This is a genomic window from Phenylobacterium sp., assembly GCF_035276905.1.
GTDB lineage: Bacteria > Pseudomonadota > Alphaproteobacteria > Caulobacterales > Caulobacteraceae > Phenylobacterium.
In genome coordinates, this window is the sequence record NZ_DATELG010000118.1 from 1 (window position 1) to 23,915 (window position 23,915).

Annotated in this window: 19 protein-coding genes; 12 read left to right on the plus strand and 7 right to left on the minus strand. The window is 70.4% G+C overall.

Annotated elements, in window-relative coordinates; genetic code table 11:
* The 3 genes from VJS38_RS05330 to VJS38_RS05340 all read left to right on the plus strand — a co-directional run.
* Positions 1 to 1,098 (plus strand): sulfotransferase (locus VJS38_RS05330; RefSeq protein WP_324087116.1); only part of this gene is annotated, 1,098 nt, incomplete at its 5' end.
* Between the two features lie 20 nt (positions 1,099 to 1,118).
* Positions 1,119 to 2,093: a lysylphosphatidylglycerol synthase domain-containing protein gene (locus VJS38_RS05335; protein WP_324087117.1), complete on the plus strand. Its 975-nt coding sequence runs from the start codon at positions 1,119 to 1,121 to the stop codon at positions 2,091 to 2,093.
* Between the two features lie 73 nt (positions 2,094 to 2,166).
* Complete coding sequence (locus VJS38_RS05340) at positions 2,167 to 4,851, plus strand: MMPL family transporter (RefSeq protein WP_324087118.1); 2,685 nt, start codon at positions 2,167 to 2,169, stop codon at positions 4,849 to 4,851.
* A 30-nt stretch (positions 4,852 to 4,881) separates the two neighbouring features.
* Here the strand turns inward: VJS38_RS05340 and VJS38_RS05345 are convergent, their stop codons facing one another.
* The 5 genes from VJS38_RS05345 to hpnI all read right to left on the minus strand — a co-directional run bounded on the left by VJS38_RS05345 (position 4,882) and on the right by hpnI (position 10,523).
* Positions 4,882 to 5,931 (minus strand): lysylphosphatidylglycerol synthase domain-containing protein, encoded by a 1,050-nt coding sequence (locus tag VJS38_RS05345; RefSeq protein ID WP_324087119.1) that lies wholly within the window; start codon positions 5,929 to 5,931, stop codon positions 4,882 to 4,884.
* A complete protein-coding gene (locus VJS38_RS05350) occupies positions 5,928 to 6,869 on the minus strand; it encodes a hypothetical protein (RefSeq protein ID WP_324087120.1) in 942 nt (313 codons plus the stop codon). Before VJS38_RS05350 ends, VJS38_RS05345 begins: the two co-directional genes overlap by 4 nt.
* 27 nt (positions 6,870 to 6,896) lie before the next feature.
* Positions 6,897 to 7,751, minus strand: coding sequence for a hopanoid biosynthesis-associated protein HpnK (gene hpnK / locus VJS38_RS05355; RefSeq protein ID WP_324087121.1), 855 nt, complete (start codon positions 7,749 to 7,751; stop codon positions 6,897 to 6,899).
* 169 nt (positions 7,752 to 7,920) lie between these two features.
* Complete coding sequence (hpnJ, locus tag VJS38_RS05360; protein WP_324087122.1) at positions 7,921 to 9,354, minus strand: hopanoid biosynthesis associated radical SAM protein HpnJ; 1,434 nt, start codon at positions 9,352 to 9,354, stop codon at positions 7,921 to 7,923.
* Positions 9,355 to 9,377: 23 nt separating this feature from the next.
* Positions 9,378 to 10,523 (minus strand): bacteriohopanetetrol glucosamine biosynthesis glycosyltransferase HpnI, encoded by a 1,146-nt coding sequence (gene hpnI, locus VJS38_RS05365; RefSeq protein ID WP_324087123.1) that lies wholly within the window; start codon positions 10,521 to 10,523, stop codon positions 9,378 to 9,380.
* Between the two features lie 111 nt (positions 10,524 to 10,634).
* Here hpnI and hpnA point away from each other — a divergent pair, with 111 nt between their 5' ends.
* The 7 genes from hpnA to VJS38_RS05400 are packed head-to-tail and all read left to right on the plus strand — an operon-like array spanning position 10,635 to position 18,470.
* Complete coding sequence (hpnA, locus tag VJS38_RS05370) at positions 10,635 to 11,675, plus strand: hopanoid-associated sugar epimerase (RefSeq protein WP_324087124.1); 1,041 nt, start codon at positions 10,635 to 10,637, stop codon at positions 11,673 to 11,675.
* Complete coding sequence (locus tag VJS38_RS05375; protein WP_324087125.1) at positions 11,672 to 12,820, plus strand: glycosyltransferase; 1,149 nt, start codon at positions 11,672 to 11,674, stop codon at positions 12,818 to 12,820. The genes hpnA and VJS38_RS05375 overlap by 4 nt, the downstream gene beginning before the upstream one ends.
* A complete protein-coding gene (hpnC, locus tag VJS38_RS05380; protein WP_324087126.1) occupies positions 12,817 to 13,695 on the plus strand; it encodes a squalene synthase HpnC in 879 nt (292 codons plus the stop codon). The genes VJS38_RS05375 and hpnC overlap by 4 nt, the downstream gene beginning before the upstream one ends.
* Positions 13,692 to 14,558, plus strand: coding sequence for a presqualene diphosphate synthase HpnD (gene hpnD, locus VJS38_RS05385; RefSeq protein ID WP_324087127.1), 867 nt, complete (start codon positions 13,692 to 13,694; stop codon positions 14,556 to 14,558). Before hpnC ends, hpnD begins: the two co-directional genes overlap by 4 nt.
* Complete coding sequence (hpnE, locus tag VJS38_RS05390) at positions 14,555 to 15,820, plus strand: hydroxysqualene dehydroxylase HpnE (protein ID WP_324087128.1); 1,266 nt, start codon at positions 14,555 to 14,557, stop codon at positions 15,818 to 15,820. Before hpnD ends, hpnE begins: the two co-directional genes overlap by 4 nt.
* Complete coding sequence (shc, locus tag VJS38_RS05395; protein WP_324087129.1) at positions 15,817 to 17,787, plus strand: squalene--hopene cyclase; 1,971 nt, start codon at positions 15,817 to 15,819, stop codon at positions 17,785 to 17,787. Before hpnE ends, shc begins: the two co-directional genes overlap by 4 nt.
* Positions 17,784 to 18,470 carry a hypothetical protein gene (locus VJS38_RS05400; protein WP_324087130.1) on the plus strand — a complete coding sequence of 229 codons (687 nt, stop codon included), beginning with the start codon at positions 17,784 to 17,786 and terminating at the stop codon, positions 18,468 to 18,470. The genes shc and VJS38_RS05400 overlap by 4 nt, the downstream gene beginning before the upstream one ends.
* On the opposite strand, the gene hpnH is transcribed toward VJS38_RS05400, so the two are convergent.
* Positions 18,393 to 19,541: an adenosyl-hopene transferase HpnH gene (hpnH, locus tag VJS38_RS05405; RefSeq protein WP_324087131.1), complete on the minus strand. Its 1,149-nt coding sequence runs from the start codon at positions 19,539 to 19,541 to the stop codon at positions 18,393 to 18,395. The two genes, VJS38_RS05400 and hpnH, sit on opposite strands and share 78 nt — an antisense overlap.
* Before the next feature lie 22 nt (positions 19,542 to 19,563).
* Positions 19,564 to 20,517 (minus strand): 4-hydroxy-3-methylbut-2-enyl diphosphate reductase, encoded by a 954-nt coding sequence (gene ispH, locus VJS38_RS05410; RefSeq protein ID WP_324087132.1) that lies wholly within the window; start codon positions 20,515 to 20,517, stop codon positions 19,564 to 19,566.
* Positions 20,518 to 20,690: 173 nt separating this feature from the next.
* On the opposite strand from ispH, the gene VJS38_RS05415 reads away from it, so the two are divergent.
* Both VJS38_RS05415 and dxs read left to right on the plus strand, forming a co-directional pair.
* Entirely contained in the window at positions 20,691 to 21,677 is a 987-nt protein-coding gene (locus VJS38_RS05415; RefSeq protein ID WP_324087133.1) for a farnesyl diphosphate synthase, read from the plus strand.
* Positions 21,678 to 21,720: 43 nt separating this feature from the next.
* Positions 21,721 to 23,616 (plus strand): 1-deoxy-D-xylulose-5-phosphate synthase, encoded by a 1,896-nt coding sequence (gene dxs, locus VJS38_RS05420; protein ID WP_324087134.1) that lies wholly within the window; start codon positions 21,721 to 21,723, stop codon positions 23,614 to 23,616.
* The last annotated feature ends 299 nt before the right edge of the window (positions 23,617 to 23,915 follow it).

The following is a 23,915-nucleotide window of genomic DNA, read 5'->3' on the forward strand; positions in this document are numbered from 1 at the left end:
AGCCGGGAGTTCGAGCCGGGCCTCAGAATGCTGATCGAATCCTGCGAGCAGGAGGCCGCGCTCAGCATCTTCGGCCGGGTCAGCCTGCGCTGGGACATCCATCGCCTGCTCGGCAACGCGCTTCGGCTGGAGCTGGCGGAGGCCGAAAACCCCGAGATCGTCCGTGGCCGGATCGATGCGCCGATCTTCATCACCGGCCTGCCGCGCAGCGGAACCACTTTCCTGCACACCCTGCTGTCCGAGGATCCCGGCAACATGACGCCGCTGTCCTGGCAGACCATGCAGCCCTACCCCGACCGCCGCGACCGGGCGCGGGACCAGCGGGTGGCCCGGGCCGAGCGCGAGCTGCGCGCGTTCCGCCACATCTCGCCGGACGTCGAGGGCCTGCACCCGTTGGCCGCGACCACCCCGCAGGAATGCACCGAGATCACCGCCCACGTCTTCCAGAGCCTGCGGTTCGACACGACCTACTGGTCCCCGAGCTATCTGAAGTGGCTCGAGAAGCGCGGCCACGAGGCCGCGTTCGGCTTCCACAAGCGCTTCCTGCAGCACCTGCAGGCCCAGGTCGCCGGCGAGCCGCGCCGGTGGGTGCTGAAATGCCCGGACCACGTCTTCACCTTGGACGCCATCCTGGCGAACTATCCGGACGCGCGCTTCGTCTTCGTGCACCGGCATCCGGCGGCGGTGCTGGCCTCGGTGGCCAAGCTGACCTATGCGCTGAGGGCCCCCTTCACCCGCAAGCTCGACAAGCCCGCCATCGGCGCCCAGGTCAGCGAGCGTTGGCTGGAGGGCGCGGACGCCATTCTGAATGCGGCCGCCACCCTGCCGGCGGATCGCGTGCTCCATCTGAACCACCGCGAGGTCACCACAGAGCCGCTCGCGACGCTGGACAAGCTCTACCGGTATTTCGACATGCCGTTCGAGCCGCAGGCGCGCAGGCGGGTCGCCGACTTCGTCGCCCACCGGCCGCGCGGCGGCTACGAGGTCAACCGCTACGATCCGGCGGAGTACGGCCTCGACCTGCGGCGGCTGAACGAAGGCTTCGCGCGCTACATCCGCGCCTTCGTCGATCCTGCGCCGCAAGCGGTCCCGGCCTGAGCGCGTTCCGAGCTCCACGCTTGAGGCGGATTCTCACGGAACTGATCTTCGTCGCGGGCCTCGCGGCGACCGTCTGGCTGGCCATGCACCTGGGTTTGAGGCCGGTCGGCCAGGCGCTGTCGGTGATCGGCGTCGGCGGGGTGCTGCTCGTGGCCCTGGCGCATCTGCCGACCCTGGCGGTGCTGGGCCTCGCCTGGGGGATGCTGGCGCGCGAGGCCGACGCCTCGCCAAGCGTGAAGTTCGTCTGGGGACGGCTGATGCGCGACGCCGGGGGCGAGATGCTGCCGCTCTCCCAGGTCGGCGGCCTGGCCATCGGCGCGCGGGCGGTGAACCTGGCCGGCGTGCCGGGGATGGAGGCGACGGTCACCAGCCTCCTGGACCTGTTCGTCGAGCAGGTCGCCAAGACGCCCTATTCGATCGCCGCGGTCGCGCTCCTGGTCTGGCTGGTTCCGGCAAGCCCGCTGGTCGGCCCGGCGGTGGGCGTGCTGGCGCTGACCGTCGCCGGCCTGGGCGTCGTGATGCTGCGGCGCGCCTGGATGCGGGCGCGGCTGGTCAAGATGGCGGCCAATTTCGACAGGCGCTGCACCGCCGAGGAGGCCGGCGCCGCCGAAGCAGCCATGGCCGAGGCCCTGCTGCCGCGCGGCCGGCTGGGCCTCAGCCTCGTCCTTCACGTCGGCGCCTGGGGGCTGGGCGCGGTGGAGACCTGGATCGCCCTGCGTCTCCTGGGGGTGGACGCCAGCCTCGCCCAGGCGGTCGTCATCGACGGCCTGTTCGTGACGGTGCGGATGTTCGCCTTCGCGATCCCCGCGGCCGTGGGCGTGCAGGAGGGCGCCTACGTCGTGCTCTGCGGCCTGTTCGGCGTCGGCGCGCCGACGGCCCTGGCCTTCTCCCTGGTGCGCCGTGCGCGCGACCTGGTGATCGGCGCGCCGGCGGTGCTCGCCTGGCAGGTGCTGGAACGTCGCCGCCGCAGCACACACGCGGGGCGGCGCGCCTGAGACAGCGCCCAAGGGTTGACGTCGGCGCCTGCGATGGGCTTCTGGGCGCCTGCTGTCGCGGACGAGGACGTCAATGTCTCCCAATGACGCACGCCGCTCCAGAGCGCGCACGGGCTTTGCGATCAAGCCTCGCAGGGCGCTGTCCATCTCCCGGGCGGTCGCGACAAGCAACCAGCATCCCTGGTTGACGATCCTGGCGGTGCTGCTCCTCTGCGCGCTGGCGGCGCTCTACGTCTCAGGTCACTTCAAGATGACCAGCGACACCACCCAGATGTTCTCGCCGTCGGTCGACTGGCGCCGGCACGAGATCACGCTCACCAAGGCCTTCCCGCAGAACAGCGACAACATCATCGTCGTGGTCGAAGGCGCGACGCCCGAACTGGCCGAACAGGCGGCGGCGGCCCTGACCGCCAAGCTGGCGCCGCAGACCAATCTGTTCCAGGGCGTGCGCCGGCCGGACGGCGGGCCGTTCTTTACGCGCGAGGGTCTTCTTTTCCTGTCACGCGACGAGCTGGCCACGACCACCGATCAGTTGGTCTCGGCCCAGCCGTTCATCGGCCCGATGGCCGCCGACCCGAGCCTGCGTGGGGTGATGTCCGCCGTCTCGACCCTGGCCACCGGCGTGAACGAAAGCCAGACAACGCTCGCCGCGGTCGCCAAGCCGGTTCACGCCCTAGCGCAAGCGATGCAGAGCGTCGCGGCCGGCAAGCAGACCTTCATGTCGTGGCAAAGCATGTTCGACGGCGGCGGCGACACCTTGCGAGCCTCGACAAAGCGCTTCGTCATCGTCCAGCCGCGCCTCGACTACGACGCCCTGACGCCGGGCGCCCGCGCCAGCGACGCGATCCGGGGCGCCGCCCAAGCGCTCGCGCTCGATCCGAAGCACGGCGTGCGCGTACGCCTGACCGGCTCGACCCCGCTCTCCGACGAGGAGTTCGCCTCGATCGCCGACCGGGCCTGGCTGGTGTTCGGCTCCATGGGGCTGGCGATGGCGGTGATGCTGTGGCTGGCGGTGCGATCGAAGCGGTTGGTGTTCGCCATCATCGTCACCACCCTGCTCGGCCTGGTCCTGACCACTGCGGTCGGCCTCGCCGCGGTCCACCGCTTCACCCTGATCTCCGTGGCCTTCATTCCGCTGTTCGTCGGACTGGGGGTGGATTTCGGCATCCAGTTCAGCATCCGGTTCCGCGCCGAACGGCTGAGACACGACGATCTGGGCGAGGCGCTGTGCGCGACCGCCAGCGGCATCGGCCGCTCGCTCGCCCTGGCGGCGGCGGCGATCACCCTGGGCTTCTTCGCCTTCCTGCCGACCTCCTATGTCGGCGTCTCCGAACTGGGAGTGATCGCCGGTCTTGGCATGGTCATCTGCCTGGCCCTGAACCTCACCCTCTTGCCCGCCATGATCACGCTGCTGAAGCCGCGCCGGCGAACCGGCGAAGTCGGCACCCCGCAGCTGGCGCCCCTGGACCGGTTCCTGGTCGAACGCCGCAGGCTGGTGCTCGGCAGCTTCATCGTCGCGACGGCGCTGGGGATCATTTCGCTGCCGCTGGTGCGCTTCGACTTCAACCCGCTGCATCTGCGCAACGTCCACGGCGAGGCCATGTCGACCCTGCTCGACATCATGAAGGATCCGAAGCGGACGCCGAACACCATCGACGTGCTCGCCCCGTCGCTGCCGGCCGCCGAAAGGCTGGCGGCCCGGCTCTCCAAACTGCCGGAGGTCTCCCAGACGGTGACGCTCTCCAGCTTCGTGCCGGACGATCAGCAGGCGAAGCTGGCCATGATCTCCGACACGGACGTCCTGCTCGACGTCACGCTCAATCCCATCGAGACCCAGCCGCCGCCGACCGACGCCGAGCTCGCCGCGGCGATGAAGAAGACCGCCGCGGATCTGCGCGCCGCAGCGGCCAAGGAGCCGGGCCCCACCGCCAAGGACGCGCTCGCCCTGGCCGGCGCGCTCGACACCCTCGCGAACGGCCCGCCGCAAGGCCGCGCAGCCGCGACGCAGACGGTGGTCGCCCCGCTCAACACCCTGCTCGACCAGATCCGCAACATGCTGCTGGCCGAGCCGGTCACCCTGCAGAGCCTGCCCCAGGACCTCGTGCGCGATTGGGTGACGCCGGACGGGCGCGCACGCGTGCAGGTCTCGCCGGCCGGCGACTCCAATGACAACCATGTGCTGAAGCGCTTCTCCCGGGCGGTGCTGAAGATCGCCCCGGACGCCAGCGGGCCGCCGATCTCGGTCCAGGCGGCCAGCCGCACCATCACGATGGCGTTCATCATCGCGGGGATCCTGTCGCTGGTGGTGATCAGCGCCCTGCTGATCGTGACCCTCCGCAGCGTGCGCGAGACCGCCTTCACCCTCGCCCCGATCGTGGTGGCGGGCTTTCTCACCTTCGGGACCTGCGTGCTGATCGGCCAGGAAATCAACTTCGCCAACATCATCGCCTTCCCGCTGCTGTTCGGGGTCGGCGTGGCCTTCCACATCTACTTCGTCATGGCCTGGCGCGGGGGGGCGACCAACCTTTTGCAGTCGAGCCTGGCGCGGGGGGTCTTCTTCAGCGCCCTGACCACCGGGACGGCCTTCGGCGCCCTGATGTTCTCCAGCCACCCGGGCACCGCCAGCATGGGCAAGATCCTGATGATCTCGCTGATCTGGACCCTGGTGGCGGCGCTGATCTTCGAGCCGGCGCTGCTGGGGCCGCAGCCTCCCAAGGAGCAGCGACCGAAGACGGGCCTCAGGGCGCGGCCGGGGTGAGGCTCACAAGGGCCCGCGATCGAGCCGCCCTTAAGCCCCCGTTCGCCGCCGGAGCAGCGCCCGGCCTTCGCGCCATTGCCAGATCGCCAGCACCGGCAGGCCGATCACCAGGTCGCGCGCGCGCCGCAGCAGCGACAACGCCAGGGCGTCGCCGGAATGGACGCCGAACACCGGGCCCAGCAGGGCGTAGGAAGCCTCCTGCACGCCCAGGTTCCCCGGCAGTGCGAAGCCCAGGTTGCGCAGGGCGTACATCAGGCTCTCGACCGCCACCACCGCCCAGAACGGCGTGTCCGCCCTCATGCAGCGCAGCGCGATCCACGAGGCCGCCGCCCCGCCGATCCAGCCGCAGAGGTGCAGGATGACCGCCAGCGCCACCCGGCCGGGGCGGCGATAGATCTCTTCCAGCGCCGCGCCGACCGCATCGGCGCGGGCGATGGAGTCCGGCAGCCAGCGGCGCGCCAGCCGGCCGAGGCCGCCGACCACCCGCTGCTGGGCCAGCAACACGGCGGCGCCGGCGGCGAAGAGCAGCGAAAGCCCGATCAGCGCCGGCCACAGCACGGGTTCGGCGAGCGCTCGGTTCAGCCGCACCGCGATCAGGCCCAGGCCCAGCAGGGTGTAGAAGAACTGCGCGGCGATCTCGGCGGTCATGTCGACGATCACCGAGGCCAGCGCGACCCGCTCGGGCACGCCGGCGGCGATTAGCGAGCGCGCGCCGAACACCAGCCCGCCGACCTGCGAGAAGGGCAGGACGTCGGCGGCGGAGTCCCGCACGAACCTAGCCCAGACGAAGGGCCAGATGCGATCGGAGCGCAGGCTGCGGGCGGCCGCCGCCCAGGCCACGCCGGTCACCCACATCACCGGCAGCCAGAACGTCGTGAAGAGCGCAAAGCCTCGCCAGCCGATCGCGCTCACCGCCTTGGTGACGTCGCCCAGGCCGACGAACGCAACCAGCAGGGTCACGAGCCCCAGCCCGGCGACGAGCGCCAGGATCAGGCCGCCGCGCAGGCGTCCCACCGGGGCCCGCGCGGAGCGGGCCGGCGTCGCCGCGATCGGCGGGGCCGCCTCCAGCTGATCGGTCAAGCCCGCGCCGCTGCCGCGGGTCTCGGCTTGGGCGCGAATTTCAGCGCCAGCCGGATCAGTCCGGGCACGAAGACCGGGCGCGGCAGCCGCGCGTCGTAGGGCGCGAGACGCCGGTCGTTGGCCTCCAGGCAGATCCGCGCCAGTTCCGGGAAGCTGATCTCCACCCCCAGATCCTTCGAGCCGTTCAGGGTGAAGTTGTAGTCCGCCGCCTTCTCGTCGTTCTCCATCTTCCCCGCCAGGCCGATCCGCTCCCAGATCAGGAAGGCCCAGACCGCCAGCGCCTTGAGTTCGAACCATGGCCTGCGCCACCAGGGCATGTTGCGCCGCCACCACGCCACCCAATTCACATAGAACAGGATGTGGCGGCCTTCCTCACGCATGATGGGCTCGAAGGTGGCGACCAATTCGGGCGGGAAAAAGCCGGTCCGTTTCGCGACCTCGAACAGACCGAAGCCGAAGAAGCTGTCGATGCACTCCGACCAGCCGGTGACCATGAAGGCCCACTCCGGATCGCGCGGGCGCAGGTACTCCGGCTCAGGCTGGAGGGCGATGTCGTAGGACTTCACCATGTTGGCGAGGACCGTCTTGTGGCGGCCCTCCTCGAAGGCGTCCATGTCCAGCGCCTCCTTGAGCAGGCCGCCGTCCGCCTGGTGGCTTTCGCGGATCTTCTCGGCGAAGGAGCGGACGTTCATGCCCGCCTTGCCCTCGGTCTGGACGGCGATGTCCCAGATCGGCAGGGCGACCAGCCTGTCGCGGGTCTCCTTCTCCAGCTTCGGCCAGTCGAGGATCCGCGGCCGGTAGGGATCGTGGGTCTCGAGGAGCTCGAGGCAGAAGAGGCGCAGGTGCTCCTTCGAGCCCAGGCGGATGCGGCCCTCGGGCTTCTCGCCCCGCTTGCCCTGGCGGCTGAGGTCCGGCGCAGGCAGCGCAATGTCGGTCATCGATACCCTTCCCCCTTGTCCGGCCGTTCAGGCGAAGTCCGAGAACCCGCCGAGCGACACATCGGGCGCCCGCGCCGCGGCGGCGACGTCAGGATCCACCAGCGCCTCGAATTCCTCAACATAGCGATAGCCGGGGGCGCTGCCCGGATACTGGGCCGATTTGGCCGGATGCAGGTAAATCTCGCTGAGCCCATCGGGCAAGCAGCGCATGACGCCGCACAGCCGCTCGGCGGTCATCGCCCCCGACCAGGCGAGGCCGAAGACCTGGTCCGGCGCGCTCACCCCGGCGCGGCGCGCGCGCCCGCGCCCGAGCGCCGCCCATCTTCCTAGGATGGTGGGCGCCGTGATCCAGGCCCCACCGACCTTCCCTTGCGGCTCGACCCGGGCCAGCACTTCATGCGGCTCGATCGGCGCGCGCAGCGCCTTCAGCCCGTAGCGGTGGCCGACGTCGAGGATCGCGGCCAGGATGCTCGGATGCAGGTGGTAGTGCTTGTGGGTGTTGACGTGGTCCAGGGGCAGGCCCGTGGCGGCGAAGGCCGCGAATTGCGCCGCGACCTCGGCGATCATCTGCCGGCGCACCGCCGGACGGAAGAAGATCGCCGCGCCCAGCGCCGCCATGTCGGTGCGGAACCGGCCGTCCGCGCCGACGAGGTCGGGGATCTCGGCCGGCGGGCTGACCGGCGCGCCCTCGACCAGCACCAGGTGCAGGCCCACCCGAAGGCTCGGCGCCCGCCGCGCCCGCGCCACCGCATCGGCCGCCGCCGGCGCGCCCACCATCAGGCTGGCGGCGGTGAGCACGCCACGCACATGCGCCTCCTCGACGGCCTCGTTGACCGCAAGGTCGGCGCCGAAGTCGTCGGCCGTGACCACGAGCTGCTTCATCTTCCCTCCCTTTATGGGGAGGGACAGCTCGCCGAAGGCGAGCAGGGTGGGGAAGTCGGGATCAAGCCCGGAGTTCGGCGTTCTGGCCCGCACTTCCCCACCCCTGACCGCTTCGCGGTCGTCCCCTCCCCATAAAGGGGAGGGAGGGAAACGATGCGAGCCATCACCCTCACGCCGCCACGGCGTGCTTGCGCTCGCGCAGGAAGTCGAAGAACTCCACGCCCTCGCGCAGGCGCCGCTTCATCATGTCGAAGTCGCGGACCATCTCGCCCACGATCGCGCCGATCTTCCGGGGGCGGAAGTAGAAGCGCTTGTAGAAGGTCTCCAGCGACGCGTAGATCGCCTCGTGGCTGAGATGCGGATAGTGCAGCGGCGCGATCTGGATGCCGTGCTCGTCCACCAGCTCGGCGTTCTTCTCGTCGAGCCAGCCGTTCTCCACCGCCTGGTTGAACAGGAAGGTCCCCGGATAGGGCGCGGCCAGCGACACCTGGATGGTGTGCGGATTGACCTTGCAGGCCCACTTGATGGTCTCTTCGATGGTCTCGTGGGTCTCGCCCGGCAAGCCCAAGATGAAGGTGCCGTGGATGGCGATGCCGAGGTCGTGGCAGTCCTGGGTGAACTTCTCCGCCACCTCGACGCGCATGCCCTTCTTGATGTTGTGCAGGATCTGCTGGTTGCCGCTCTCGTAGCCGACCAGCAGCAGGCGCAGGCCTCCGGCCTTGAGCTTCTCCAGCGTCTTGCGCGGGACGTTGGCCTTGGCGTTGCACGACCAGGTCACGCCCAGCTTGCCCAAGCCCTCGGCGATCGCCTCGGCGCGCGGCAGGTCGTCGGTGAAGGTGTCGTCGTCGAAGAAGAACTCCTTCACCTGCGGGAACAGGCGCTTGGCCTCGGCGATCTCGGCGACCACGTTCTCGACCGAGCGCGTGCGGTAGCGGTGCCCCCCCACCGTCTGCGGCCACAGGCAGAAGGTGCAGCGCGATTTGCACCCGCGCCCGGTGTAGACCGAGATGTACGGGTGGCGCAGATAGCCGATGAAATAGTCCTCGATCTTCAGGTCGCGCCGGTAGACGTCGATCACCGACGGCAGGGCGTCCATGTTCTCCAGGACCGGCCGGTCGGGGTTGTTGACGATCCGGCCGTCGGCGTCGCGCCAGCTGAGCCCCTGGATGGTCTCCCAGGGCTGTTCCTCGGCGACTTCCTTGACCGTGAAGTCGAACTCGTTGCGGCAGACGAAGTCGATCGCCGGCGCCTCGCGCAGGCTCTTCTCGGCGTCGACCGCCACCTTGGCGCCGATCAGGCCGGCCTTGAGCTTCGGGTTGGCGGCCTTCAGCGCCTCGACGCACTTCACGTCGCTCTGGAACGACGGCACCGAGGTGTGGACCACCACCAGGTCGAAGTCGTTCGCCTGGGCGACCACCTCGGCCAAGCCGATCCCCGCCGGCGGGGCGTCGATCAGCTTCGAGCCCGGCACCAGGGCGGCCGGCTGGGCGAGCCAGGTCGGGAACCAGAACGAGCGGATCTCCCGCTTGGCCTGGTAGCGCGAGCCCGCGCCGCCGTCGAAGCCGTCGAAGGAAGGCGCCTGGAGAAACAGAGTTCGAAGCATTCGGCACCCCTATAGGTCGGCCACTAGATACCCGAGAGCCCGCCGCTCCGGTCGACGCGGAATCGCGCGCCGCGCCAGTCGACGACGGTGACGAAGAATGAAGCTACGAAGACGCCGAAAGACAAGATGTCGCGCAGCGGGAACAACCACAACGGCGCCTTCGCAGGCCTCATGACCTGCGAGACGTGGCGCATCATCCACAGTCGGACGCCCGTGGCGAGCGCCAGCACCGCCAGCGCGATCGGCGATCCGTGCAGCAGCAGCGTTGCGATCAGCGCCAGGACGAAGGCGTGGGTGACGCCGCTGCCGAAGAAGCCGGCCGGGTCGACGCCGCGGACGGTGCGCGCCCAGCGCAACTCGTGCGCCAGCATCTGCGTCAGGCTCGCATCGGCGCAGCCGTGGGCGACCAGCACCGGCGCCACGAGGGTCCTGTGGCCGGCCTTCCGCACCGCCTCGCCGATCGCGTAGTCGTCGGCCAGGAGATCGGCGAAGGCCTCGAAGCCGCCGATCTCCTGCAACACGCTGCGGCGCAGGGCGATGGTCGAGCCCATGCAGGGTGTGGCCAGCCCCAGCGACACCCCGGTCACCACGCTGGGCAGGAACTGGAAGGTCAGGCCCATGGCGGCGATCTTCGACCAGAAGCCCGCCTGCGCCTTTCCGTAGTAGGGGCAGGTCACCAGGCCCACGCCCTCGCCCTCCAGCGCCTGGACCACGCGCGTCAGGTAGTCGGAGGGGACGGCGATGTCGCTGTCGGAGAGCACCAGGATCGGGCCCCGGGCCCGAGACGCCATGTTGATCAGGTTCGAGACCTTGCCGTTGACGCCGTGGAGCCGCGGGTCGACGACGACCGAGACGTCCCGGCCGGGATGGGCGGCGGCCAGGCGCTCGGCGGCGCGCCTGGCCGGATCGGCCGCCTCGCGCACCCCGAACACGACCTGGGTCTGGCCGGGATAGTCCTGCGCGAAAAAGGTGGCGAGCGCGGCGTCCAGCCCTGGCTCCTCGCCGTAGAGCGGCTTCAGCACCGTCACCGCCTCGGGCCGCGCGGGCGGCTGAACGGGGCGGGCGCGGAAGAAGGCGTGCGTCCTGAGGCCAGCCAGGATCAGGTAGCCGCAGCCTGCGAGCGCGAGGACGAGGAACAGGGCTCCGGCGATTTCGAGTGGCTGATCCACGGCGTCCCTGCTTTGATGCGCGTCGCCTCGGCGCGTCAATGGCGCGCGGGAGGCCGGACCATACGCGCCCGCTCCGGGGCGCGCCACCGAGCGACGAACACAGCCGACGCCATGAATTCCGCCCAACTCGACAAGCCTGCGCCGCGCCTCGACCTGCGCGGCGAACCGGTGCTGGTGACCGGCGCGTCCGGCTTCGTCGGTTCGGCGGTGGCCCGCGCGCTGGTGGATCGCGGCGCCCGGGTGCGGGTGCTGATTCGCAGCGCCAGCCCGCGCACCAACATCGAGGGCCTGGACGTCGAGGTGGCGGACGGCGACATGCGAGACCCCGCCGACATGACCCGCGCGCTTCAGGGCTGCCGCTACGCCTTCCACGTCGCGGCCGACTACCGGCTCTGGGCGCGCGATCCGGAGGAGATCGTCCGCAACAACCTGGCGGGCGTCACCGCGGTGATGGAGGCGGCGCTGGCCGCCGGCGTCGAGCGGCTGGTCTACACCTCGAGCGTGGCGGCGCTCAGGATCCCCGCCGACGGCAGGCCGGGCGACGAGACCGGCCCGCTGACCGAGGCCGAGGCGATCGGCGCCTACAAGCGCAGCAAGGTCGCCGCAGAGCGGCGGGTGGAGCGCTACGTGGCCGAGGACGGCCTGGCGGCGGTGATCGTCAGCCCCTCGACGCCGATCGGCCCGCGCGACGTGAAGCCCACCCCGACCGGCCGCATCCTGGTGGAGGCCGCACGTGGCCGCATGCCGGCCTATGTCGACACCGGCCTGAACCTCGTCCACGTCGACGACGTGGCCCAGGGCCACCTCAAGGCGCTGGAGGCCGGGCGGATCGGCGAGCGCTATGTGCTGGGCGGCCAGGACGTCTCGCTCGGCAAGCTCCTCAAAGACGTCGCCGCCGTGACCGGCCGGCCGGCTCCGCACTTGAAGCTCCCCATCCGCCCCCTTTATCCTTTGGCCGAAATCGCCGAGCTTGCCGCCCGCATCACCGGCAAAGAGCCGTTCCTGACCAGGGATTCGCTGAAGATGGCGACGCACCACATGTACTTCAGCTCGGCCAAGGCCGAACGGGAGCTGGGCTATGCGGCGCGGCCCTATGTCGAGGCCGTGCGCGAGGCGCTGGGCTGGTTCCGCGCCCAGGGCTATCTCGGATGATCGCGACCGCCGTCGGAGCGCTGGCGCTCGCGGCCTGGGCCTATCTCCTGGCCGCGCGAGGCGGCTTCTGGCTGGCCGCGGACCGGGACGACGACGTCCTGCCCGCCCCGGCGGAATGGCCCGCGGTGGCCGCGGTGGCGCCGGCGCGCGACGAGGTCGAGGTGATCGGCGAATCGATCGCCAGCCTGTTGGCGCAGGACTACCCCGGGCCCTTCCGTGTAATCCTCGTGGACGACGACAGCTCGGACGGAACCGCCGAGGCGGCGCAGGCCGCGGCCGAGCGGTTGGGCGCGGCCGGGCGGCTGCAGATCCTCAAGGCCGCGCCGCTGGCCGCCGGCTGGACCGGCAAGCTGTCGGCCATGGCCCAGGGCGTCGCCGCGGCGGGCGATGGGCCCAAGTACCTGCTGCTCACCGACGCCGACATCGCCCATGCGCCCGACAACCTGAGGAACCTGGTCGCACGCGCCGAGGCGAAGGGACTGGTGCTGGCCTCGCTGATGGCCAAGCTGCACTGCACGACCTGGGCCGAGCGGATGCTGATCCCCGCCTTCGTCCTCTTCTTCCAGATGCTGTTCCCCTTCCGCTGGGCCGCCGACCCGAAACGCAAGGCCGCCGCCGCCGCCGGCGGCTGCATGCTGGCGAACCGCGCGGCGCTGGAGGCCGCCGGGGGCCTGGCCGCGATCCGCACCGCCATCATCGACGACTGCGCGCTGGGGGCGCTGATGAAGCGCCAGGGGCGGATCTGGATCGGCCTCACCGACCGCGCCCGCAGCATCCGCCCCTACCTGACGCTGGGCGAGATCGGCCGGATGATCTCCCGCTCGGCCTACGCCCAGCTCGACTATTCGGCGCTGATCCTCGCCGGCACGCTCGCGGGCCTCGCCCTGGTGTTCCTGGCGCCCGCGGCGCTGGCCCTCTTCGCCTCGGGTCCGGCGCGGCTGATGGGGGCGCTGGCCTGGCTCGCCATGGCCCTCTGCTTCCAGCCGATGCTGCGCTTCTACCGGCTCTCGCCGCTGTGGGGCCTGGGGCTGCCTGCGATCGCCAGCCTCTACGCGGCCTTCACCTTCCAGTCGGCGCTGGACGTCTGGCGCGGCCGGGGCGGCATGTGGAAAGGCCGCGCCCAGGCGCTGGCGCGCCCCGCATGACCGCCGCCCAGGATCTCGCCTCCGGCAAGGGGCGCACGGACGAGAACTTCCCGGTCGCCTCGATCCTGATCTCCGCACGCCACCGGCCGGCGGTGCACGCCTTCTACGCCTTCGCGCGCGCGGCCGACGACGTCGCCGACAACGCGAGCGCCAGCGGGCCGGAGAAGCTGCGGCTCTTGGAGGCGATGCGCGCGACGCTCGCCGGCGAGAGCGAGACCGATGCGGTCTCCGCGCGGCTGCGCGGCGTGCTGCGCGATCGGTCCCTCGGCCCGCAGCACGGCCTCGACCTCCTGGAGGCCTTCCGCCGGGACGTCACCAAGCGGCGCTACGCCGACTGGAACGAGCTGATGGACTATTGCCGCTATTCGGCCGCTCCCGTGGGGCGAATGGTGCTCGACCTGCACGGCGAGCCGCGGTCCACCTGGCCGGCCAACGACGCGCTCTGCGCCGCGCTGCAGGTCATCAACCACCTGCAGGACTGCGCCGAGGACCGCCGCGACCTCGACCGGGTCTACCTGCCGCAGGCCGACCTCGCCGCCGCCGGGACCAATGTCGCCGCGCTCGACGCGGTGCGGTCATCGCCGGCGCTGAGGTCCGTGATCTGCTCGCTCGCCCGGCGCACCCAGGACCTGCTCGTCGAGGCGCGCCCCTTCGCCAGCCAGATCGCCGACCTGCGTCTGCGCGCCGAGGTGACCTTCATCCAACGCCTCGCCGAGGACCTCGCCGCCCGGCTGGTGGCGCGCGATCCGCTGTGCGAGCGCGTGCACCACAGCAAGCCCGAGCTCGTCGCCCTGGCGGGCTCGGCCCTCCTGCGCCTGCTCTCAGAGCCCCGCCGGCCGCCGCCGCCGGGCCGAACCGCGGACCTGACGCCATGACCGAAAACGCCGTGAACGAGTCCGGCCCCGCAGACGCCGAGACCGCCGCCAAGGTCGCGTCCGGCAGCTCCTTCTACGCGGGCATGCGCGTGCTGCCGAAGGCCGAGCGGGACGCCATGTACGCCGTCTACGGCTTCTGCCGCATCGTCGACGACATCGCCGACGACCAGGTCCGGCCGATCGCCCGGCAGCGCGCCGAGCTGCAGGCCTGGCGCGACGACCTCGAGGCCCTCTACGCCGGCCGCCCCGCCGGCGGCGCGGAGATGCTGCGCGAGGCGGTCGCCCGCTACAAGCTCGACAAGGCCGACTTCCTGGCCGTGGTCGACGGCATGGAGATGGACCTGGAGGGGATCTGCGCCCCCGATCTCGCGACCCTGGACCTCTACTGCGACCGGGTGGCGGTGGCCGTGGGCCTGCTGTCGGTGAAGGTCTTCGGCATGGAGGACGGCGTCGGCCGCGAGCTCTCGCATCATCTCGGCCGGGCGCTGCAGCTGACCAACGTCGTCCGCGACGTCGACGAGGACGCCGCCATGGGCCGGCTCTACCTGCCGGCGGAATATCTGGCCGAGGCCGGGATCGACAGCCGTGTCCCCGCCGAGGCGGTGCTGCACCCGGGCGTCGGCCAGGTCTGCCGCAAGCTGGCCGCGACCGCCCAGGCGCATTTCGCCGAGGCGCACCGCATCCTGGCTTCGCGCCCCGCCGGCAAGCTGGCCGCGCCCCGGCTGATGGGCGCCGTCTACGCCAATGTGCTGGGCAAGCTCTGCGCCCGCGGCTGGACGCCGCCGCGCGAGCGGGTGAGCGTGCGCAAGCGCGAGCTGATCTGGGTGCTGCTGCGTCGCGGCCTGCTCGGTTGGGCCGGATGACGATCCACGTCGTGGGCGCCGGGCTGGCGGGGTTGGCCGCCGCCGCCGCCCTGACCGAAGCCGGCCTGGAGGTCGAGGTCTCCGAGGCGGCCGCCCAGGCGGGCGGCCGCTGCCGTTCCTATTTCGACGCCCAGCTCGGCCTGACCATCGACAACGGCAACCACATGGTGCTGTCGGGCAATCCGGCGGTGGCGCAGTACCTCGCCATGATCGGCGCACAGGACCGGCTGGCCGGCCCGGCGACGGCGGAGTTCGCCTTCCTCGACCTCAGGAACGGCAAGCGCTGGACCGTCCGGCCGAACAAGGGCCCGCTGCCCTGGTGGATCTTCAGCCGCGCCCGCGGCGTCCCCCAGGCGCGCCTTTCCGACTACCTGGCGCTGGCGCCCCTGCTGCGGGCCAAGCCGCACCAGCGGATCGGCGAGGTGATCCCCTGCCGCGGCCCCGTCTGGGACCGGCTGTTCCAGCCGATCCTGCTGGCGGCGCTGAACATCGCGCCGGAGAAGGGCTCGGCGGCCCTGGCCGGCCAGGTGCTGCGCGAGACCGTGGCCAAGGGCGCGGCGGCCTACGCCCCGCGGATCCCCCACCCCAGCCTCGCCGCCGCCTTCGTCGAGCCGGCCGTCGACCACCTTGCCCGGCAAGGGGCGGCCTTGCGCCTGCAACGCCGGCTGACCCGGATCACGAGCGAGGCGGGCCGCGTCAGGGCGCTCGAGTTCTCCGACGGCCCGGTCGAGCTCGGCCGCGACGACGCCGTGGTGCTGGCCGCCCCGCCGTGGGTCGCGACCCAGCTCCTGCCCGGCCTCGAGGCGCCGGACGCCTTCGAATCGATCCTCAACGGCCACTTCCGCACCGCGCCGCCGCAGGGCGCCCCGATGATCCTGGGGGTGCTGGGCGGGATGGCGGAGTGGATCTTCTGCTTCCCCGACCGCATCTCCGTCACCGTCAGCGGCGCGAACCACCTGATCCAGCAGCCGCGCGAAGCGCTGGCCGCGCGGCTCTGGGCTGACGTCGCCGCCGCGCTCGGCCTCGGCCCCGACCTTCCGCCCTGGCAGGTGGTGAAGGAAAAGCGCGCCACCTTCGAGGCGACGGTCGAGCAGGAGCGGCTGCGGCCCGGCGCGCGCACCGCCCTTGCCAACCTGGTGCTGGCGGGCGACTGGACCGATACGGGCCTGCCCGGCACAATCGAAGGGGCGCTTCGCTCGGGCTTCCGGGCCGCCGAAATCCTGCAGGCCCATATCCTTCCTTCAGGCAAGGACCACCGATGACCGCTGCGACGACCAGCCGTGAAGCCGTGACGGACGCCCCGATGGACGTGCTGGAGCAGCGGATCGCCCGCGCGGCCCGGTCCCTGCTCGCCCGCCAGAAGCCCGACGGCCACTGGGTCTTCGAGCTGGAGGCCGACGCCACCATTCCGGCCGAGTACCTGCTGCTGCGCCACTACCTCGGCGAACCGGACGACCTGGAGCTGGAGCGCAAGATCGGCGTCTACCTGCGCCGCATCCAGTCGGCCGAGCACCACGGCTGGCCGCTGTTCGAGGGCGGCGGCTTCGACATCAGCGCCAGCGTGAAGGCCTATTTCGCGCTGAAGATGCTCGGCGACGATCCGGACGCAGCCCACATGGCCCGCGCGCGGGCCGCCATCCGCGCCCACGGCGGGGCGCAGGCGGCCAATGTGCTGACCCGCTTCCTGCTCGCCCTGTTCGGCGACACCGCCTGGCGCGACCTGCCGGCCATGCCGGTGGAGCTGATGATCGCGCCCAAGTGGTTCCCGATCCAGCTGTCGAAGATCTCCTACTGGGCGCGCACGACCATCGTCCCCATGCTGGTGCTGCAGTCGAAGCGCCCGCGCGCCCGCAACCCGCGCGGCGTGCACATCCCCGAGCTCTACCAGCAGGTCCGGCCGGTGAAGCGCCTCACCCAGGCGGCCGAGACCAGCGCCTTCTGGACGCTGTTCTTCAACGTCCTGGACGCGGTGCTGAAGCTGATCGAGCCGTTCTGGCCGCGGCGGATGCGGGCGCGGGCGACGAAACTGGCGGTCGACTGGGTCACCGAGCGGGTCAACGGCGTCGACGGCCTGGGGGCCATCTACCCGGCCATGGCCAACACGGTGATGATGTACGACCTCCTGGGCTATCCCCCGGAGCATCCGCTGCGGGCCCAGGCCCGCGAGGCGCTGGAGCGGCTGCTGGTGATCAAGGACGACGAGGCCTACTGCCAGCCCTGCGTCTCGCCGATCTGGGACAGCGCGCTCGCCGCCCACGCCATGCTCGAGGTCGGCGGCGAGGTCGCCGATGCGGCCGCCGAGCGGGCGCTCGACTGGCTGGTCCCCAAGCAGATCCTGAACGTGAAGGGCGATTGGGCCGACCAGCGGCCCGACGTGCGCCCCGGCGGCTGGGCCTTCCAGTACGAGAACGACTACTATCCCGACGTCGACGACACCTCGGTGGTGGCCATGGCCATGGACCGGGTGCGCCGCCAGACCGGGACCGCCAAATACGACGCGGCCATCGATCGCGGCGAGGAGTGGATCATCGGCGTCCAGAGCAAAGGCGGCGGCTGGGGCGCGTTCGACGCCGACAACACCCACTACCACCTGAACAACATCCCGTTCGCGGACCATGGCGCCCTGCTCGACCCGCCGACCGACGACGTCACCGCCCGCTGCATCAGCTTCCTGGCGCAGCTGAAGGACGGCGCGCGCACGCCCGAGGTCGAGGAGGCGATCGGCTATCTTGAAAAGACCCAGCTCGCCGACGGCAGCTGGTTCGGCCGCTGGGGGGTCAACTACATCTACGGGACCTGGTCGGTGCTGTGCGCGCTGAACACCGCGGGCCTGGATGCGACCCACCCGATGGTCCGCAAGGCCTGCGACTGGCTCAAAGCCATCCAGAACGAGGACGGCGGCTGGGGCGAGGACTGCGACAGCTACCGGCTGGACTACGACGGCTACAAGCCGTTCAAGTCCGTGGCCTCCCAGACCGCCTGGGCGGTGATGGGGCTGATGGCGGTGGGCCTGGCGCACGACCCGGCGGTGAAGCGCGGCGTCGACTGGCTGATCCGTACCGAGAACGACGAGGGCTTCTGGGACGAGGCGCCCTACACCGGCGGCGGCTTCCCGCGGGTCTTCTACCTGCGCTACCACGGCTATTCGAAGTTCTTCCCGCTCTGGGCGCTGGCGCGCTACCGCAACCTCGTCCGCACCAACAGCGCCGAGGTGAGGTTCGGGATGTGAGGCTGCTGATCGCCACGGGCCTCGCCCGCGAGGCCAAGGTCCTCGCCGGCCCTGGCGTCACGGTGATCTGTGGCGGCGGCGACTCGGCCGCCCTGGAAGCCCGGCTCGTGGAGGCCGCCGCCGGCGCAGACGGGATCGTCAGCCTGGGCATCGGCGGGGCGCTTGCGGACAGCCTGAAGGTCGGCGACTGGGTGGTGGCGCGCGCGGTGGTGTTCGAAGGCGCGCGCTATCCCACAGATCCTGCCTGGACAAGGAGGCTGTTCGCCGGTCTCGGCGGGGCGACGGCCGGCGACCTCCTGGGCTCGGAGACCATGCTCGTCGCGGCCGCCGCCAAGCGCGCCGCCCGCGCGCTGAGCGGGGCGATCGCCGTCGACATGGAGTCTCACGTGGCCGCGCGCGTGGCGCAGCGCCTCGGCCTGCGGTTCGCCGCAGCCCGGGTGATGTCCGACGACGCCGCGCGCGACATGCCGGCCGCCGTCAGCGTCGGCATGAAGCCCGACGGCGGCATGGCGCTGGGGCCGGTGCTGCTGGCGCTGGCGCGAGAGCCGGCCCAGCTTGGGCCGCTCATCCGCACCGGCCGGGACGCCGGGACGGCGTTCGCCGCCCTAGGACGCGCGCGCCGGCTTCTTGGCCCGGGGCTTGGTCTGCTCGATCTGCTCGAGCGTCCGCTCGACGTGGGCTGAGAAGACGTATTCCGCCGGCCGCTGCTTATCGAGCGGGATCTCCGGCGCCATCGGCCCCTCGGTTTTCACGCCGCGCGCGGTGACGGCCATCAGCTTCAGCGGGTTCTTCACGCCGTCCAGCACCGCCGTGCCTTCGAAGCCGCAGTGCACCATGCAGTTGGCGCACTTCTCGTAGTTGCCGACGCCGTAGCGCTCCCACTCGGTGCCGTCGATCAGTTCCTTGAAGGTCTGCACATAGCCCTCGCCCAGCAGGTAGCAGGGCTTCTGCCAGCCGAAGACGGTGCGCGCCGGCATGCTCCAGGGCGTGCAGGCATAGGTCTGGTTGCCGGCCAGGAAATCGAGGAACAGGCCCGACTGGGTGAAGGACCAGGCCTTGCCGCCCTTGCCGCGCTTGAAGATCTCGCGGAACAGCGTCTTGGTCTTGGCCCGGTTCAGGAAGTGCTCCTGGTCGGGCGCGCGCTCGTAGGAATAGCCGGGCGAGATGGTGACGCCGTCGACGCCGAGCGCCTTCATGTTGTCGAGGAACCTCGCCACCCGCTCCGGGTCGGCGCCATCGAACAGGGTGCAGTTGATCTGGGCGCGGAAGCCCTTGGACTTGGCCAGCTTGATCGCCTCGACCGCCTTGTCGTAGACGCCGCCCTGGCAGACCGAGGCGTCGTGCATCGCCTGGTCGCCGTCCAGGTGGATCGACCAGGAGAGGAACGGCGAGGGCTTGTACTGGTCGATCTTCTTGGCCAGCAACAGCGCGTTGGTGCAGAGGATGACGTACTTCTTCTTCGCCACGAAGCCTTCGACGATCCGCGGCATGTCGCGGTGCAGCAAGGGCTCGCCGCCGGCGATCGAGACCATCGGCGCGCCGCACTCGTCGATCGCCGCCATGCAGTCCTCGTAGGAGAGGCGCTGGTTCAGGATCGCATCCGGATAGTCGATCTTGCCGCAGCCCGCACAGGCGAGATTGCAGCGGAACAGCGGCTCCAGCATCAGCACCAGCGGATAGCGTTTACGGCCCGACAGCTGCTGCTTGAGGACGTAAGCGCCGACCCGCGCCATCTGTCCGAGAGGAATGCCCACGCTGGTCCCCTTAAAAACTAAATCACGCATCCACAGCGGCGAGGCCGCTGGGCATGTCGCGAAGCTCGGGCGGAAGGCGGAACACGATGTCCTCCTGCGTCCCGTTCATCTGCGTCACCTCGACCTCGTCGATCTGCCGCAAGGCGGCGATCACGTCGAGCACCAGTTCTTCCGGCGCCGAGGCGCCGGCGGTCAGGCCGACGACCTTGGCGCCCGTCACCCAGTCCAGGTCGAGCGCCTTCGAATCGGCGATCAAATAGCTCGGCACCCCTTCTTCAACCCCGATCTCCCGCAGCCGGTTCGAGTTCGAGCTGTTGCTGGCGCCCACCACCAGCAGCACGTCGACCAGGCGGCAAAGCTCGCGCACCGCGGTCTGACGATGCTGGGTCGCATAACAGATGTCGGAGGTGTCGGGGCCGACAATGTCGGCGAATCGATTCCTCAGCGCGGCGATCACGCCGCGGGTCTCATCGACGCTGAGGGTCGTCTGGGTGACATAGGCGATCGGCGTGTCCGGCGGGATCTCCAGCGACGCCACGTCCGCCTCCGTCGAGACGATGTGCACCGGCGCCTGGACCTGGCCGACGGTGCCTTCCACCTCCGGGTGGCCGATGTGGCCGATCAGCACCAGCGTGCGGCCGCGGCGCACATAGTGGCGGCTCTGGGCGTGGACCTTGGAGACCAGCGGGCAGGTCGCGTCGAGCACCGGCAGGCCGCGGCTCTTGGCGTCGTCCACCACCGCCCGCGACACGCCATGGGCGCTGAAGATGGTGACCGCGCCCTCGGGCACCTCGTCGAGCTCGTCGACGAATCGCGCGCCTTTCAGCTTCAGCCCGTCGACGACGTGCTTGTTGTGAACGATCTCGTGCCGCACGTAGACCGGCGCCCCGAACTTCTGAAGCGCCAGCTCAACGATGTCGATGGCCCGCACCACACCAGCGCAAAAGCCGCGAGGTTGAGCCAGGACAACCCGCATCCAGCACCTCCACGAGCGCCGCCACTCAGCGCTCAATTGGCGTTGTACCCCTGAGAGCGCAAGACTGGCAGAAGTTATTCGGCCACACCAAGCGGATCTTTTTGCAGCAGCGATTGCGCGCGGCGGCTCATGCCCTATCGTGACCTCCTGAGCCTCAGTTTTGAGTAGAAGGTATGCCTGACCATACCCGTGCGGACTCCAGTGAATTCCAGGCCTTACGGACGGCCGCAGTGGGCGGCGAGGCGCAAGGTCCCGGTGCGGAGGCCCCGGCGAGACCGAATCTCGGCGCGGCGCTGAACGCTGCGGCGCGTGCTGTAGAAGCCACACTCGACGAGTTGTTGCCGCAGCCGGGCGGCGGCCAGCGGCGGGTGCAGGAAGCCATGCGCTACGCGGTGTTCGCGGGCGGCAAGCGGCTGCGCCCGTTCCTGACCCTGCACTGCGCCGATCTCTACGGCGTCCCGCGCGCCCACGCGCTCAGGGCGGCCGCGGCGATCGAGGCGCTGCACACCTATTCGCTGGTGCACGACGATCTTCCGGCGATGGACGACGACGACCTGCGGCGGGGGAACCCGACGACTCACCGCAAGTTCGACGAGGCGACGGCTATCCTGGCGGGAGACGCCCTGCTGACACTCGCCTTCGAGATCCTCGGCGATCCGGCGACTCACCCGATCGCCGAACGCCGCGCCCAGCTGGTGCTGGCGCTGGGCCGCGCGGCCGGCAGCGAGGGCATGGTCGGCGGCCAGATGATCGACATCGACGCGCCGCATCACCGACTCACCGCCGACGAGATCATCGACCTGCAGCGGCGCAAGACCGGCGCCCTCTTCGAATTCTCCTGCTGCGCCGGCGGCATCCTCGGCGGCGCGTCGCCGGACGAGATGCAGCGGCTGATCGCCTATGCCCGCGACCTGGGCCTCGCCTTCCAGATCTGCGACGACCTGATCGACGTCCTGGGCGCCGCCGAATCGGCGGGCAAGCAGGTCGGCAAGGACGAAGCCCAGGGAAAGGCGACCCTGGTCTCGCTCTGGGGGGTCGAACAGGCGCGCGCCAAGGCCGAGTCGCTGGCTAGAAGTGCGGCAGAGTCACTTTCAAGCCACGGCGCCCGGGCGGATCTGCTCCGGGAACTCCCCATATTCTTGCTCGATCGCCGCAATTGAGTGACCCTGCTGACCGGCCGCACCGGTAGATGGTGAGGAATTCATGAGCGTCTACAGTCCGCTGCTTGACCAGATTCTCCTGCCCGAAGACCTGCGAAGGTTCGATCGGAGCCAGTTGCAGCAAATTGCCGAGGAGTTGCGTAGCGAACTCATCGACGCGGTCTCCACCACCGGCGGGCACCTGGGCGCAGGCCTGGGCGTCGTCGAGCTGACCGTGGCGCTGCACTATGTGTTCGACACCCCGCGCGACCGGGTGCTCTGGGACGTCGGCCACCAGGCCTATCCGCACAAGATCCTCACCGGCCGGCGCGACCGCATCCGCACCCTGCGCCAGAGCGGCGGCCTCTCGGGCTTCACCAAGCGGGCGGAGAGCGATTACGATCCGTTCGGCGCCGCCCACTCCTCGACCTCGATCTCGGCGGGGCTGGGGATGGCGGTGGCCCGCGACCTGGCGGGCGGCGACAACCGGGTGATCGCGGTCATCGGCGACGGCGCCATGACCGCCGGCATGGCCTATGAGGCGATGAACAACGCCGGCGCGCTGAAGGGCCAGCTGCTGGTGATCCTCAACGACAACGACATGTCGATCGCCCCGCCGGTCGGCGCGCTCCGGCATCATCTCGCCCGCCTGATCTCCTCGCGCAGCTACAAACAGCTGCGCGCGCTGGGCAAGGGGCTGGCCGAACACCTGCCCCGGCCGCTGCAGAACGCCGCCGGCAAGGCCGAGGAATACGCCCGCGGCATGATCTCCGGCGGCACTCTCTTCGAGGAACTGGGCTTCCACTATGTGGGCCCGGTGGACGGCCACGACCTCGACCACATGCTGCCGGTGCTGGAGAACCTGCGCGACAACGACTTCGGCAAGCCGGTGCTGCTGCACCTGGTCACCGAGAAGGGCCACGGCTATGCCCCGGCGGCCGTTGCGGCGGACAAGCTGCACGCGGTCAGCAAGTTCGACGTCGCCACCGGCGTCCAGTCCAGCTCCAAGGGCAATGCGCCGACCTACACCAAGGTCTTCGCCCAGGCCCTGGTCGCCGCGGCCGAGCGCGACGAGAAGATCGTCGCCATCACCGGGGCCATGCCGTCGGGAACCGGCCTCGACCTCTTCGGCAAGCGCATTCCGGAGCGGATGTTCGACGTCGGCATCGCCGAGCAGCACGCGGTGACCTTCGCCGCGGGCATGGCGACCGAGGGCTTCAAGCCGTTCTGCGCGATCTACTCGACCTTCCTGCAGCGCGCCTACGATCAGGTGGTGCACGACGTGGCGATTCAGAAGCTGCCGGTGCGCTTCGCCATCGACCGCGCGGGCCTGGTGGGCGCCGACGGGGCCACCCACGCCGGGTCCTTCGACATCGCCTATCTGAGCTGCCTGCCGGGCTTCGTGGTCATGGCCGCCGCCGACGAGGCCGAGCTGGTCCACATGGTGGCGACGGCGGCCGCCTACGACGAGGGCCCGATCGCCTTCCGCTACCCGCGCGGCGAGGGCGTGGGCGTCGAGCTGCCGGCCGAGGGCGAGATCCTTCAGATCGGCAAGGGCCGCATCGTGCGCGAGGGCCGCGACGTGGCGATCCTGAGCCTGGGCACGCGGCTGCATCCGGCGCTGGCCGCGGCCGAGCAGCTGCAGGCCAAGGGCGTCTTCGCCACCGTGGCCGACGCCCGCTTCGCCAAGCCGCTGGACGAGGCGCTGGTGCGCAAACTGGCCCGCAGCCACCGCATGCTGATCACCCTCGAGGAAGGCTCAAGCGGCGGTTTCGGCAGCCGCGTGCTGGACTATCTCGTCAACGCGGACCTGATGCGCCCCGGCCTCAAGGTCCGCACCCTGACCCTGCCGGACGAGTTCCAGGACCACGACGACCAGCACCGGCAGTACGCCGGCGCCGGCCTGAACGCCGCCGACATCGTGCGCCTGGTCGAAGCCGACCTGGCGATGACGGGGTGAGATATCCCCCTCCCTCCCCTTTATGGGGAGGGAAAGACCGCGAAGCGGTCAGGGTGGGGAAGTGTGGGGCAAGAACGCCAAGCTCCGAGCTTGATCGTGGCTTCCCCACCCTGCTCGTCTTCGACGAGCTGTCCCTCCCCATAAAGGGGAGGGAGTTCAAAAAGGGACCTTCAGAACCGCTCCTCGATGAACCGTCGGCCGTGCAAGGGCGCCTGGTCGTCGTACTTCTCCTTGTTGGAGCGCTTCGGCAGCTTCACCTCCGGGCGCTTCACCGGCTCATAGGGGATGCGCGACAGGAT